This is a genomic window from Planctomonas deserti, from assembly GCF_003067705.1.
GTDB classification, from domain to species: domain Bacteria; phylum Actinomycetota; class Actinomycetes; order Actinomycetales; family Microbacteriaceae; genus Planctomonas; species Planctomonas deserti.
Genome location: NZ_QANL01000004.1, coordinates 267,633 through 280,495, shown reverse-complemented (window position 1 = coordinate 280,495; position 12,863 = coordinate 267,633). Strand labels below are relative to the sequence as shown.

Below are 12,863 nucleotides of genomic sequence, written 5' to 3'. Positions count from 1 at the left end.
GGAGCCGCGATGACGGACGACAAGGCACAGACGGACGCACCGGAAGAGGATGGCGCGCTGGGCAAGCCCTCGCAGGCCGAGGGGGACGAGGGCCTGGGTGAGCAGCACGTGGTGCTCGACTCCCCGGGCAAGCCCTCCCAGGCCGAGGGCGACGACGAGGGCTGAGCCCCGCGCGTCCCGCCCGCCGGGGATGTGATCCGCGAAGGTGGCGGTGCCGGACAGCCGGCGCCGCCACCTTCCCTGTGTCCGTGGCGGATCAGGTCAGCGGAAGCGACGCGAAGACCGTCGTACCGAGGCCGATCCGGGAGTGCACCTGCAGCTGCCCGCCCGCCTGGTTGATGACGTCGTGCAGGATCCGCATCCCGAGGTGACCCTCGGGGGAGCCGGCGGCGACGTCGAAGCCGCGTCCGTCGTCCTGGATGGTCAGCTCGGCCACGTCGCCCTGCCTGCGCAGATCGATGCGCGTGTTCCTGGCCTCGGCGTGCTTGGCGACGTTGACGAGCACCTCGCGGGCCACCCGGAACAGCAGCAGGGTCTGCTCGTCGTCGAGCTCGAGGTCGTCGGGGACGTCGAGGGTCACGGCGACGCCCTGCTCCCTGATGGTCTCGACGAGCCGGTCGAGGGCCTCGCGCAGCCCCAGCTGGGCGAGATCGGGCGTGTACAGCTCGCTCGTGACCGCGCGGAGGGTGCGGAGGTTCCGCTGCAGCGCGGCGTGCGTCTGGCCGAGCAGGGGGGACCCCCCACCTCGGCCGGCCTCCGCGTCGAGCCTGTAGGCGAGGCCGGACAGCTCCTGGATCACGTCGTCGTGAAGGTCCCGCGCGATCCGCCGGCGTTCCAGATCCGACGCCTCGATCGCACGCTGCAGCAGCAGCCGCTGGCCGAGCTGGTGGCGCTGCACCCGCTTGGCGAGCCCGACGGCGGGGAGCAGCTGGGCCGCCTGGAGGACGAGCAGGGCGATCAGGAACGGGGGCGCCATGTTCGCGAGCACAGCCGACTGCTCCGAGCGCACGAGGTCGTTGTCGTAGGCAACGTCGAGGAGGAGGGGCTCGGTGGCGGGGGAGGTGATTCGGGCGAAGGCGCGGACCACCTCGGACTCCATGCTCGCCAGGTCCCCGATCGACGACGCCCGCACGAGGGTGGCGTCCCCCGGCCAGCCGACGGCGAAGACCTCCCGCCCGAGCGGCAGGGGGAAGCGCTCGCGGATGAGCGACTCGTCGTCGGAGTAGACGACCCGCCCGCTCTCGTCCCAGATCTTGATGTGGTGGATGGTGCCCACCCGCATCCACGGCTCGAGGCGAGCGCGCAGGCGCAGCAGCGCGTCCGCGTCGCCGGCCAGCAGCTCCTCCGTGGTCAGGGGGGAGATCGCGTAGTCCGCGAGTCGCTTGGTGATCTGGGTGGCTGAATGCAGTGCGTGCACCTCGGTCTGAGCCCGGATCCAGAAGGCGAGCGGGGTGATGACGACGAGCAGCACGATGAGCCCGGTCGAGAGGAACCGCGCCACGGCGTCGCGCACCTCGGACCTCTCCCGCGGCCCGCCGAGGGCGGCGGGCCCCGTGGCGGGGCGCAGCAGCGGAAGGTCAACCATGACGACCGCTGAGCAGTCCGAGCCGGGTCGCGCTCGCGACCGCCTCGAGCTGGCTGTGCGCGCCGAGCTTGGCGAGGATCGACTTGACGTGCCCCCGACAGGTGTTCGTCGACATCCCCAGCTTGTTCGCGCTCGTGCGCACGTCGGCACCCGTCGACATGAGCCGGAGGACCTCGTGCTCCCGCGGGGTGAGCATCGGCACGGGGCCCGTCACCGGTGCGGAGGTGGGTGCCGTCTGCACGAGAAGGGACGGGTGCACGAAGAACGCGCCGTGGCGGGAGTGACGGATGGCGTCGAGGACCGTGGACAGCGAGCCGTCCTTGGGGAGGAACGCGCAAATGCCGAGGCCGGCGGCCTGCTCCATGGCCTCGCGAGGGGCCGCGCCGGTGAGCATCACGATCCGGGTGGCCGGGGCCGCCTTGAAGATCCGCTCGGCGGCGGCCAGTCCGGTGCCGTCCGGCAGGTGGTAGTCGAGCACGATGACGTCGGGCCGCAGATCGAGTGCCTGAGCCGTGCCGTCCGCCACGGTGCCGGCCCAGCCGACGCTCGTGATGTCGTCCTCGCGGCTGAGCGCCTGGATCAGCAGCTCGGCGAAGGTGCGGTGGTCGTCGATGACCAGAACAGAAATACGTCGTTCATCAGCATCTCGGCTGTGCGCGCTCGTTCCGGCCACGTTTCTCCCTCTCCCGAGTCAGACCCGAGACGTGGGGAAATTATAGGGCGGCACAGGGAAAGTGTCGAGAAATCGTCAGTTTATGCGGCGCGGGAATCGCGCCCCCGACCGGGGGCGCGATCGCCGGCTTCGTCCGGAGGAGGTGGAGGGGACCCGCTAGGCCGCTGCCAGGGCCCGCTGGAGGAACGAGGAGAGGACCGCGCTCGCCTGGCTCTGACGCGAGTCGATCGCGCGGACGTTCGACATCCCGGTGTCGCTTCCGGCCGGGGCCGACGTCGTGGCGAGCACCCGCGTCGTCGGGGACGGGGTCGCACCCTGCGCGGATGAGACGAGGGCCTCGTGCAGCACGAGGAGCGCCGCGAGGACCTCGGAGAGCCCGTCGTCCTGTCCCGCCGTCGCGCGGAGCAGCCGCGCGTGGGCGCCCTGCAGGCGCGGGCCGGGGGCGCAGCCGAGCTCGCGCTCGAGGATCCCGCGGCACCGCTCGTACTCGCGCAGCCCCTCCGCGGGACGCCCCTCCTCCTGGCGGGCGAGCAGCAGTGCCGTCCAGGCGTTCTCGCAGAGCGGGTCGGCCTCCACGGCGAGCTCCGCGAGCCGCGCGGCCTCGGTGGGCCGGCCGAGCTCGATCGCGGCCTCCGCGGCCATCGTGCGGGCCGTGGCGACCCTCGCCGCGTGGCGACCGCGCTCCTCCTCTGCCCAGGCGGGCCGCAGCTCGTCCCCGAGCAGGGGGGCGTCGGCAATGGCGAGGGCCTCCATCAGGAGGGGGAAAGCGACGGCAGGGTCGGCATCCGCCGCGAGCCGCAGCCGGGAGTCGAAGCGGTTCAGGTCGAGATCGACGAGCGTGGGGTCGAGGAAGTAGCCGCCATTGGTCGTCTTCAGCGGGCCGGACTTGCCGCAACCCGGCTGAAGGTGGCGGCGGAGCACGCTGACGTAGCTCTCCAGGGTCGACATGGCCTCGGTGGGCGCGTTGCCCTCCCAGATCAGTTCGACGAGCCGCTCCTTCGAGACGGACGTGCCGACGCGCAGGAGCAGGATCTCGAGGATCTGGCGGGGCTTCGGGCCCCCGAGCTGCGTTGCGTCGAGAACGACCGAACCCCTCTGCACGTGCAGGGGGCCGAGGATGCGGACGATGAGGGGTTCGGGACGGGCGGGGATCTGCTCGGGTGAGCGCGTGTGGGCCATGGGGTGGGTCCTCTCGGGTGTGGACTCGTTCAGTGTGCCGAGGAGCCGAGAGGCATTGAAGACCTGCATGGGGGGGCGTGCGTCCCGAAAATGGGGGGCGCGGAGGGGGGCGCGTGGGGGGTGTCGGCGGGGGCGCGCTGCGGCGTCCTGCGCACGGGTACCGTGCTCGTGCCGACCTCGGAAGGGTGCGGGCCGTGGACGAAGGGCCGAAATGGAGGACGCCCCGGTCTCCCGGGGCGTCCGATGGTGGTGGGCGATACCAGACTCGAACTGATGACCTCTTCCGTGTGAAGGAAGCGCGCTACCAACTGCGCCAATCGCCCGTGTTGCGAAGACCATGATGCCACAGGTTGACGCCGCCGAAATCCACCGACGCCGCCATCGCGCCGCCGCGAGGGCGGCCGCGACACACCCGCGGGGGCTCGTTTTGGTACTCGGGGGTCCGATCGGTTAGAGTTCCTGAGCACGCCAAAACGGCGGGCATGCGGATGTGGCGCAGTGGTAGCGCATCACCTTGCCAAGGTGAGGGTCGCGAGTTCGAATCTCGTCATCCGCTCGAAGGGAATGATCCTCGGATCGATCCCGTTCACAGGTGGAGAACCACCACGGTGGAGTGGCCGAGAGGCGAGGCAGCGGCCTGCAAAGCCGTCCACGCGGGTTCAAATCCCGTCTCCACCTCGCCCGACTACGGCGACAACATAACAGATGAGCGATTGGCGCAGCGGTAGCGCGCTTCCCTGACACGGAAGAGGTCGCTGGTTCGATCCCAGTATCGCTCACTCGAGAAGAAGCCCCGGCATGCCGGGGCTTCTTCCGTTAACGCGTGGTTCCCGCGCCGCTGTCGAGCCGTGCGTCGGGTCATCGCGACGCGCTGCGGCGCTCGTCAGAGGCAGCTGCCCTCGCCGCCGTCCGACCCCCAGATCGAGCGCTCGCCGTATCCGAGCTCGCTGGTGCGCAGGGTGACCACCGTGCCGACCTCCTCGGGCGGGAAGTACCCGGGCGACGTGTCGTTGGCCACCTCGAAGACCGTCTGCCCCGACGGCCCGCGCAGCACCCAGACGTCCGTGAGACCTTCGGCGAGCGGCACCTGGGTCACCTCCGGATGCGCGGCGCGCAGCTCGTCCACCGTCGAGCCCACGCCGATGTCGCGGGGCGTCCGCAGGTCGGCCTGTCGCACGCCGATGGACAGGACCACGCCCTCGGCCGTCACGGAGACGCCGAACGTGTCGCTTCCGTAGGTGCTGACCCATCGGCCGTTCGCGGGGTCGGCCGGGTCCTCGGCGACGTCGTCGCAGTGATCGGGGTCGTACTCCACCATGCCGCTGGCCGCCGCAGGGCGACCGATGCGAAGGGATCCGAGGCCCTCGGTGGTGAGGAAGATGTCGTCGAGGTCGGGCTTCGGCGCCGAGGAGGGGTCCGGCGACGGCTCGTCCGAGGGGGTCGGCGAGGGCGTCACGGACGGCGAGGGCGTGGCGGAGGGGGACGGCGGGGCGGTGGGGTCGGGAGAGGCGGTCGCGGACGGCGGGGGAGACGCTGACGGCGACGGCGTCTCGGTCTCGAACGGGTCCGGGAAGAACGGGGCGCAGCCCGCGAGCAGCAGTGCCGTCGCCGCGGCGAGCAGTGGGGGAAGGGCGGTGCGGTGGCTCATGGCGCTGACAGTAGGACTCCGGGTTGGCGGCCCGACACGGGTCGGCGTCACCGTTGCATCACGATTGCCGCGCGGTGGGGTGGGTTCCGCGCGGCGGATGGTCGTCGAGCGACGACGAGACGTGGTCCCGCGTTCATCCGGGGTTCATGGCGCTTCGGTAAGAACCGATCATGAACATCATCGGAATCGAAGTGGCCGCGGTACTGGCCGGCTTCACGACCTGGCTCGTGGGAGCCATGGCACTCGCCGTTCTCATCGGACGGACCGCTCGCCTCGCCGAGAGCGACGACTGAGGGCCTCGAGAACCGCCTCGCGCGTGCAGTAGCGCGGTCTGCCCGGGAGCCTGGAGCCAGTTGCTGCGCACGGCGGTGCGTGGGCGGTGCGTGCGCGCGTGCCCGGCTCCTGCCCAGGCAGGGGATTCTTAGGCAGGTGCGGTTCCTGTGCTGTGCGGTTCCTGCCCAGGCAGGGGATTCCTGCGCAGCTTGAAGCTGGGCACGATCCTTCTGCCTAGGCAGTGGCGCATCCGCTCTGCCCGGGCAGGGGCGCATCCGCTCTGCCCGGGCAGGGGTGCGCCGCTGTAGTGCGACCCATCACTCCGCCGGACCCGCCCTCCTTGTGGGACGGGGGAGCGCGGCGGGATCATGACAGCGACGGCGCGTGCACGACGTGGCGCGACCGGCATCCGTGAGGAGGCCGTCAGGGCCGATCGAGGAGACCGACGTGAGCGACAGCAGCACACCCGCACCGTCCTCCGAATCCGGACTGGGCCCCGGACCGGAGCCCGAACGGCAGTCCGAGGCCGAGGAGCTCGCGGAGAGGGTGGCCGGCGCCACCATGGCCTGCTACGAGCTGCTGAGCATCTATCTCGGAGACAGGCTCGGCTGGTACCGAGCCCTCGCGGCGGGGCACGGGATGACCGGAGCGGAACTGGCCGCGGCAACGGTCACCGCGGAGCGGTATGCGCGGGAGTGGCTCGAGCAGCAGGCCGCGGCCGGCTTCCTGACGGCCAGCGAGGACGAGGACGCGCCGAGCCGCCGCTACGGGCTGACGACCGCCGCAGCGGAGGTGCTCACAGACCCGTCGTCGCTCCTCTTCTCGGCCCCGCTGGCCCGCATGGTCGCCGCATCGGCGAAAGTGCTGCCCGAGCTCCTCGATGCGTACCGCGCTGGCGGCGGCGTGCCCTGGGACCGGCTCGGCGACGACGCGAGGCAGGCGCAGGCGGACGTCAACCGGCCCTGGTTCGAGCGAGCCCTACCCGGCGCGCTCGCCGGCGTTCCGGAGCTGCAGGCGGTGCTCACCGCACCGGCTGCCCGCATCGCGGATGTGGGCTGCGGTGCCGGCTGGTCGACGGTGTCGCTGGCGCGCTCGTACCCTTCGGCGGAACTCGACGGGTACGACCTCGACGCCCCATCCATCGCGGCCGCACGCGGCAACGCGGAGGCGGCGGGAGTGGGTGATCGGGTCTCCTTCGAGATCGCGGACGCCGCCCTGCTCGAGGGAGAGGACGTGTACGACGCGGCGTTCGTCTTCGAGGCGCTACACGACATGCCGCATCCTGTCGAGGTGCTGACGGCCCTCCACCGCGTGGTCCGCGCGGACGGCGCCGTCGTGATCATGGACGAGGGTGTCGACGAGCGGTTCGCCTCTCCCGCAAGCGAGGTCGACCGGCTGATGTACGGCTACAGCCTGTTCGTCTGCCTGCCGGACAGCATGTCCACGCCGGGCTCCGCCGCCACGGGGACGGTGATGCGTCCCGCCACACTCCGGAGGTACGCGCGGGAGGCGGGCTTTCGGGACGTCGAGATCCTGCCGATCTCCGACTTCGGCTCCTTCAGGTTCTACCGCCTCCTGCACTGACCGGAGCCCGACGATCCGTCGGCGGCGCGCCTCTGCCTAGGCAGAAGGATCCTGCCCAGTCTCAACCTGCGCAGGATTCTTCTGCCTGGGCAGGAGCGTGTCTGAACGTCCCTTCGACAGGCTCAGGGACCGTGGGGTCAGGGCCGCGTGGGGCTAGAGCCGCGTGGGGCTAGGGCCGCGTGGGGTCAGGGGCGCGTCGGGCCAGGGCCGCATGGGCTCAGGGATCGTGCGGGCGCAGGAGCGTTGCGCGTCGACGACCTCGGGAGGGTGGGTCAGCTGCGGTCGGGGTTCGCCGCGCGGCGGGCTGCGTCGCGCTCGTTGATGCGGTGGTTCTCCGCGCGCACCTCCGCCTGCGTCTGGCGCTCGCGCACCAGCCACTCCGGCGGCGCCGCGAGCAGGCCGCGGATCTCCTCGGTCGTGAGCGCGTCCGTGACGCCGGCGCGGGCCAGGCCGGACGTGGAGACGCCGAGCTTGCGGGCGACGACGTCGCGGGGGTGCGGCCCCGCGAGCCGCAGGTCGACGACCCACTGCGGCGGGTGGGCGAGCATCGCGTCGAGCTCGCTCCGCGACACGGGCGTGTTCTGGAACTCCTCCGGAGCGGCGGGCAGGTAGATGCCGAGCTTCTTGGCGGCCGACGAGGGCTTCATGGTCTGCGGCTTCTTCTCGGGGCTCATGGGCCAAGCGTAACGGCGGGGAGGAGGGGGCCCGGGCGCACGCGAGCCGGTCCACGCCTCGCCGATGCCCGCTGACCGGATGCCCGGCGCCGGGGAGCAGGCCGCCGACTGGACCGCCGGCGCCGCCCAGCAGGCCGCCCAGCAGGCCGCCGAGGTGGGCGGCGATGCGGGGTGTCCTATCCTGGGAGCCGTGTCCGCGCTCGCGGCCGGGAAGGGGCGCGCGCATGGACGGCACCCTCCGCGTCGGCATCGTCCCCGGCGTGACGGTGAGCAAGTGGTCGCGCGTCTGGGCTGAGCGGATGCCGGACACCCCGCTCGAGATCGTGCTCACGACGCCCGAGACGCAGGCGACCGCCCTCCGCGACGCCGAGATCGACATGAGCTTCGTGCGGTTGCCGATCGACGACGAGGGCCTGACCCTCATCCCGCTCTGGACGGAGACGGCCGTCGTCGTGCTTCCCCGCGACCACGAGGCGTCGCTGTTCGACGGCGTGACCCTCGCGGACCTCGCCGACGAGCGCCTGCTCGACGGGGAGGTCGCGGACGACATCGAACTCGTCGCCGCCGGCGTCGGCCTGCGCATCCTGCCGCAGTCGCTCGCCCAGCTGCATGCGCGCAAGGACCTGCTGTACCGCCCCGTGACCGACGCGGAGGGCACCCGGATCGCCCTGGCCTGGCGCAGCGGGGACGAGCGCCCCGAGCTCGAGGAGTTCGTGGGGATCGTGCGCGGGCGGACCGCCCGCAGCTCCCGCGTCGCCGGGCAGGCGGATGCGGAGCCCTCCGCCCCGGTGAAGAGGACCGCGAAGGCCAAGGCGAAGGCCAAGGAGGCGCGCGCCGAGAAGGCCAAGGCCGCCCCGAAGCGGGCCACCGCGTCGTCCGCGCGGGCCGCCGCGAACGCCCGCCGGCAGCGCAAGGGCCGCCCGGGCGGCGGCGGCCGGGGCTGACCCGCCCCTGCTGGGCGGGCGGGGCTCTCCGCCGCGGCTAAAGTTGGACGGTTGGTTCAACTAGCGAGGAGCATCCGTGACCCACCATCTCGATTTGTCCGCCGGCAGCGACGACGCGATCGAGGTCACCGAGACGACCACGGGCTTCGAGCTGTTCCCCGACCGCACGGTCGTCGCCCTGCGCGTGAACGGCGAGCTGCGCGACCTCGCGACGGAGGTCGGCCCCGGTGACACCGTGGCGCCCGTCGCCGTCTCGTCGAAGGACGGGCTCGACATCCTGCGCCACTCGACCGCGCATGTGCTCGCCCAGGCGGTGCAGTCGATCAACCCCGAGGCCAAGCTCGGCATCGGCCCGCCCGTCACCGACGGCTTCTACTACGACTTCGACGTCGCGACCCCGTTCGCCCTCGAGGACCTCAAGGCGATCGAGAAGGCGATGGATCGCATCATCCGCCAGGGCCAGCGCTTCGTGCGCCGCGTCGTGAGCGACGACGAGGCGCGCCGCGAGCTCGCGGCGGAGCCGTACAAGCTCGAGCTCATCGGGCTGAAGGGCGGCAGCACCGACCCGGACGCGCTGCCGGACGACTCCGGCGAGTCGGTCGAGGTCGGCGGCGCCGAGCTCACGATCTACGAGAACGTGGACGCGAAGACGGGGGAGCGGTACTGGCAGGACCTCTGCCGCGGCCCGCACGTGCCCTCGACCCGCATGATCGGCAACGGCTACGCCCTCACCCGCGTCGCCGCGGCGTACTGGCGCGGATCCGAGAGGAACCCGCAGCTGCAGCGCATCTACGGCACGGCCTGGCCGTCGAAGGACGAGCTGCGCGCGTACCAGGCCCGAGTCGAGGAGGCGCTGAAGCGCGACCACCGCCGGCTGGGCAGCGAGCTCGACCTCTTCTCCTTCCCCGACGAGATCGGCTCCGGCCTCGCGGTGTTCCATCCCAAGGGCGGCATCATCCGCCGGGAGATGGAGAACTACTCGCGGCGCCGCCACGAGGACGAGGGCTACGACTTCGTCTACTCGCCGCACATCACCAAGGCCCACCTGTTCGAGACGTCCGGCCACCTCGGCTGGTACGCCGACGGCATGTTCCCGCCCATGCACCTCGACGAGGCGCGCAACGAGGAGGGCGAGGTGACCAGGCAGGGCGCGGACTACTACCTGAAGCCCATGAACTGCCCGTTCCACATCCTCATCTACCGGTCCCGCGCGCGCTCCTACCGCGACCTGCCGCTGCGCCTGTTCGAGTTCGGCACCGTCTACCGCAACGAGAAGTCCGGCGTCATCCACGGCCTCACCCGCGTGCGCGGCCTCACCATGGACGACGCGCACATCTTCACGTCGCGCGAGCGGATGAAGGACGAGCTGAGCCGCACGCTGCGCTTCGTGCTCGACCTGCTGCGCGACTACGGCCTCACCGACTTCTACCTCGAGCTGTCGACGAAGGACCCGGAGAAGTACGTCGGGGACGACGCGATCTGGGAGGAGGCGACCAACACCCTCGCCGAGGTCGCCGCCGAGTCCGGGCTCGACCTCGTGCCCGACCCGGGCGGGGCCGCGTTCTACGGCCCCAAGATCTCGGTGCAGGCACGGGACGCCATCGGCCGCACCTGGCAGATGTCCACGGTGCAGCTCGACTTCAACCTGCCCGAGCGCTTCGAGCTCGAGTACACGGCCCCGGACGGATCCCGGCAGCGCCCGGTGATGATCCACCGCGCCCTGTTCGGCTCGATCGAGCGCTTCATGGGTGTGCTGACCGAGCACTACGCGGGCGCCTTCCCGGTGTGGCTCTCGCCCGTGCAGGTCATGGGCGTGCCTGTGGCGGACGAGTACGCGGATTACCTCGAGGGCATCGTCGACCGGCTTCGCGACGGTCGCGTGCGCGCGGAGGTCGACCGGTCCGACGACCGCATGCAGAAGAAGATCCGCAACCACACCAAGGCGAAGATCCCGTTCCAGCTCATCGCTGGCGAGGAGGACCGGGCGGCGGGCACCGTGAGCTTCCGCTTCCGCGACGGCAGCCAGAAGAACGGCGTGCCGGTCGACGAGGCCGTCCGCCGCATCCTCGAGAGCATCGAGACCCGCGCGCAGGTGGAGACCGCATGGCTCGACTGAGCATGTCGGACTACGGCGACGAGGAGCAGCCCCGCGGCGAGGATGCGCACGCCTTGGCGGCGGACGCCGCGGGCGGGATCGCCGTCGAGAACGCCGGCGGGGTGCCCACGCACCTCGCCGGCGTCCCCGACGAGTTCCAGCGGCTGTGGACGCCCCATCGCATGGTCTACATCGAGCACGGTCAGCAGCCGACGAAGGACGACTGCCCGTTCTGCGTCGCGCCCACCATGGACGACGAGCAGGCGCTCATCGTCGCGCGCGGGACGCACGCGTACGTGCTGCTGAACCTGTTCCCGTACAACAGCGGTCACCTGCTCGTCTGCCCGTACCGGCACGTCGCCACCTACGACCTCGCGACCGAGGAGGAGGCGGCGGAGATCGCGTCGCTCACCCAGAAGGCGATGCGCGTGCTGCGTCGGGTGTCGAGGAACGACGGGTTCAACATCGGCATGAACCAGGGCGTCGTCGCGGGCGCCGGCGTCGCCGCGCACCTCCACCAGCACATCGTGCCGCGGTGGGCGCAGGACGCGAACTTCTTCCCGATCATCGCCAAGACCAAAGCCCTGCCGCAGCTGCTCGGCGAGGTGCGCCAGAGCATCGCCGACGGCTGGGCTCACGGCGAATAGCGATCCCCAGACGAAATAGAATGGAAGCCATGTCTACCTCTCCCACTTCCGGCGAATTCGGGTCGAGCCGCGTCAAGCGCGGCCTCGCCGAGATGCTGAAGGGCGGCGTCATCATGGACGTCGTCACCGCCGAGCAGGCTCGGATCGCCGAGGACGCCGGGGCGGTCGCCGTCATGGCCCTCGAGCGCGTGCCGGCCGACATCCGTTCGCAGGGCGGCGTCGCACGCATGAGCGACCCCGACCTCATCGACCAGATCATCGCCACCGTGTCCATCCCCGTCATGGCGAAGGCCCGCATCGGTCACTTCGTCGAGGCGCAGGTGCTGCAGACCCTCGGCGTGGACTACGTCGACGAGTCCGAGGTGCTGAGCCCGGCCGACTACGTGAACCACATCGACAAGTGGAAGTTCACCGTGCCCTTCGTCTGCGGTGCCACCAACCTGGGCGAGGCGCTGCGCCGCATCAACGAGGGCGCCGCCATGATCCGCTCGAAGGGCGAGGCCGGCACCGGCGACGTCTCCGAGGCGACCAAGCACATCCGCAAGATCAAGTCGGAGATCGCCGCGCTGTCCGCGATGTCGAAGGACGAGCTCTACGTCGCCGCGAAGGAGCTGCAGGCGCCGTACGACCTCGTCGCCGAGGTGGCCGAGCGCGGTGCGCTTCCCGTCGTGCTGTTCACCGCGGGCGGCGTCGCCACCCCGGCCGACGCGGCCATGATGATGCAGCTCGGCGCGGACGGCGTGTTCGTCGGCTCCGGCATCTTCAAGTCCGGCAACCCCGCGGCGCGGGCGGCGGCCGTCGTCAAGGCCACCACGTTCTACGACGACCCCTCCGTGATCGCGGAGGTCTCCCGCGGTCTCGGCGAGGCGATGGTCGGCATCAACGTGGCCGACGTGCCTGCGCCGCACCGACTCGCCGAGCGTGGCTGGTAGCGGCACCGGCGCACCGGTCGGCGTCCTCGCGCTGCAGGGCGACTTCCGCGAGCACATCCGCGTGCTCGCGAGCCTGGGCGCCGATGCGGTGCCCGTGCGCCGCGCCGAGGACGTCCGGGCGATCTCGGGCCTGGTGATCCCCGGCGGCGAGTCGAGCGTGATGGACAAGCTGTCCCGCGCGTTCGGTGTCGCCGAGCCGCTGCAGGAGGCCATCGCCGACGGGATGCCCGTGTACGGCACGTGCGCTGGGCTCATCATGCTGTCCGACCGGATCGTGGACGGGATCGCCGGCCAGCAGAGCCTCGGCGGACTGGACATCGCGGTGCGCCGCAACGCGTTCGGGCCGCAGACGGAGTCGTTCGAGGTCGACCTCGACGTCCCGAAGCTCGGCGAGGTGCCCATGCACGCCGTGTTCATCCGCGCGCCCGTGGTCGACGAGGTCGGCGAGAAGGCGTCGGCGATGTCGACGCTCGACGACGGGCGCGTCGTGGCGGTCGAGCAGGGCAACCTGCTCGGCACCTCGTTCCACCCGGAGATCACCAACGACTACCGCTTCCACGAGTACTTCCTGGAGCGCGTGCGGCGGGTCGGCTACTCCTCCTAGAGGGCCGTTGTTCGCCGTCCTTTAC

General features: G+C 71.3%; 13 protein-coding genes and 4 tRNA genes. 11 read left to right on the top strand and 6 right to left on the bottom strand.

Annotated features, from left to right (window positions below):
- The first annotated feature begins 9 nt into the window (after positions 1 to 9).
- On the top strand, positions 10 to 165 hold the full coding sequence (locus DAI20_RS18595; protein WP_159085078.1) for a hypothetical protein: 156 nt from the start codon (positions 10 to 12) through the stop codon (positions 163 to 165).
- Between the two features lie 91 nt (positions 166 to 256).
- Here DAI20_RS18595 and DAI20_RS14780 read toward each other — a convergent pair whose 3' ends face one another.
- The 4 genes from DAI20_RS14780 to DAI20_RS14765 all read right to left on the bottom strand — a co-directional run bounded on the left by DAI20_RS14780 (position 257) and on the right by DAI20_RS14765 (position 3,760).
- Positions 257 to 1,585, bottom strand: coding sequence for a sensor histidine kinase (locus DAI20_RS14780; RefSeq protein WP_108252180.1), 1,329 nt, complete (start codon positions 1,583 to 1,585; stop codon positions 257 to 259).
- Complete coding sequence (locus tag DAI20_RS14775; RefSeq protein WP_108252178.1) at positions 1,578 to 2,258, bottom strand: response regulator transcription factor; 681 nt, start codon at positions 2,256 to 2,258, stop codon at positions 1,578 to 1,580. The genes DAI20_RS14780 and DAI20_RS14775 overlap by 8 nt, the downstream gene beginning before the upstream one ends.
- A 156-nt stretch (positions 2,259 to 2,414) precedes the next feature.
- The gene (locus DAI20_RS14770) at positions 2,415 to 3,437 is read right to left on the bottom strand and encodes an AfsR/SARP family transcriptional regulator (RefSeq protein WP_108252176.1); all 1,023 of its coding nucleotides are present in this window, start codon (positions 3,435 to 3,437) and stop codon (positions 2,415 to 2,417) included.
- A 247-nt stretch (positions 3,438 to 3,684) separates the two neighbouring features.
- Positions 3,685 to 3,760 (bottom strand) — tRNA-Val (locus DAI20_RS14765).
- Positions 3,761 to 3,921: 161 nt separating this feature from the next.
- Between DAI20_RS14765 and DAI20_RS14760 the strand changes: the two genes are divergently transcribed.
- The 3 genes from DAI20_RS14760 (at position 3,922) to DAI20_RS14750 (ending at position 4,216) form a co-directional block, all read left to right on the top strand.
- Positions 3,922 to 3,993, top strand: a tRNA-Gly gene (locus DAI20_RS14760).
- Positions 3,994 to 4,044: 51 nt separating this feature from the next.
- Positions 4,045 to 4,115 (top strand) — tRNA-Cys (locus DAI20_RS14755).
- A gap of 29 nt (positions 4,116 to 4,144) precedes the next feature.
- Positions 4,145 to 4,216: transfer RNA gene (locus tag DAI20_RS14750), tRNA-Val, on the top strand.
- Between the two features lie 104 nt (positions 4,217 to 4,320).
- Here the strand turns inward: DAI20_RS14750 and DAI20_RS14745 are convergent.
- A complete protein-coding gene (locus DAI20_RS14745) occupies positions 4,321 to 5,085 on the bottom strand; it encodes a hypothetical protein (RefSeq protein WP_108252174.1) in 765 nt (254 codons plus the stop codon).
- Between the two features lie 170 nt (positions 5,086 to 5,255).
- Here DAI20_RS14745 and DAI20_RS19105 point away from each other — a divergent pair, with 170 nt between their 5' ends.
- Entirely contained in the window at positions 5,256 to 5,378 is a 123-nt protein-coding gene (locus DAI20_RS19105) for a hypothetical protein (RefSeq protein WP_306766479.1), read from the top strand.
- Positions 5,379 to 5,805: 427 nt separating this feature from the next.
- Positions 5,806 to 6,942, top strand: a complete 1,137-nt coding sequence (locus DAI20_RS14740) for a class I SAM-dependent methyltransferase (protein WP_240606094.1) — start codon at positions 5,806 to 5,808, stop codon at positions 6,940 to 6,942.
- 272 nt (positions 6,943 to 7,214) lie between these two features.
- Here DAI20_RS14740 and DAI20_RS14735 read toward each other — a convergent pair whose 3' ends face one another.
- Positions 7,215 to 7,616 (bottom strand): DUF5997 family protein, encoded by a 402-nt coding sequence (locus tag DAI20_RS14735; RefSeq protein WP_108252172.1) that lies wholly within the window; start codon positions 7,614 to 7,616, stop codon positions 7,215 to 7,217.
- Positions 7,617 to 7,840: 224 nt separating this feature from the next.
- On the opposite strand from DAI20_RS14735, the gene DAI20_RS14730 reads away from it, so the two are divergent.
- The 5 genes from DAI20_RS14730 (at position 7,841) to pdxT (ending at position 12,838) form a co-directional block, all read left to right on the top strand.
- The gene (locus DAI20_RS14730; RefSeq protein ID WP_205781459.1) at positions 7,841 to 8,560 is read left to right on the top strand and encodes a LysR family substrate-binding domain-containing protein; all 720 of its coding nucleotides are present in this window, start codon (positions 7,841 to 7,843) and stop codon (positions 8,558 to 8,560) included.
- Positions 8,561 to 8,654: 94 nt separating this feature from the next.
- Entirely contained in the window at positions 8,655 to 10,676 is a 2,022-nt protein-coding gene (gene thrS, locus DAI20_RS14725) for a threonine--tRNA ligase (RefSeq protein ID WP_240606118.1), read from the top strand.
- Positions 10,664 to 11,302, top strand: coding sequence for an HIT family protein (locus tag DAI20_RS14720; protein WP_205781458.1), 639 nt, complete (start codon positions 10,664 to 10,666; stop codon positions 11,300 to 11,302). The genes thrS and DAI20_RS14720 overlap by 13 nt, the downstream gene beginning before the upstream one ends.
- Before the next feature lie 29 nt (positions 11,303 to 11,331).
- A complete protein-coding gene (pdxS, locus tag DAI20_RS14715; RefSeq protein WP_205781457.1) occupies positions 11,332 to 12,234 on the top strand; it encodes a pyridoxal 5'-phosphate synthase lyase subunit PdxS in 903 nt (300 codons plus the stop codon).
- A complete protein-coding gene (gene pdxT / locus DAI20_RS14710) occupies positions 12,224 to 12,838 on the top strand; it encodes a pyridoxal 5'-phosphate synthase glutaminase subunit PdxT (RefSeq protein ID WP_108252162.1) in 615 nt (204 codons plus the stop codon). The genes pdxS and pdxT overlap by 11 nt, the downstream gene beginning before the upstream one ends.
- Positions 12,839 to 12,863 lie beyond the last annotated feature (25 nt).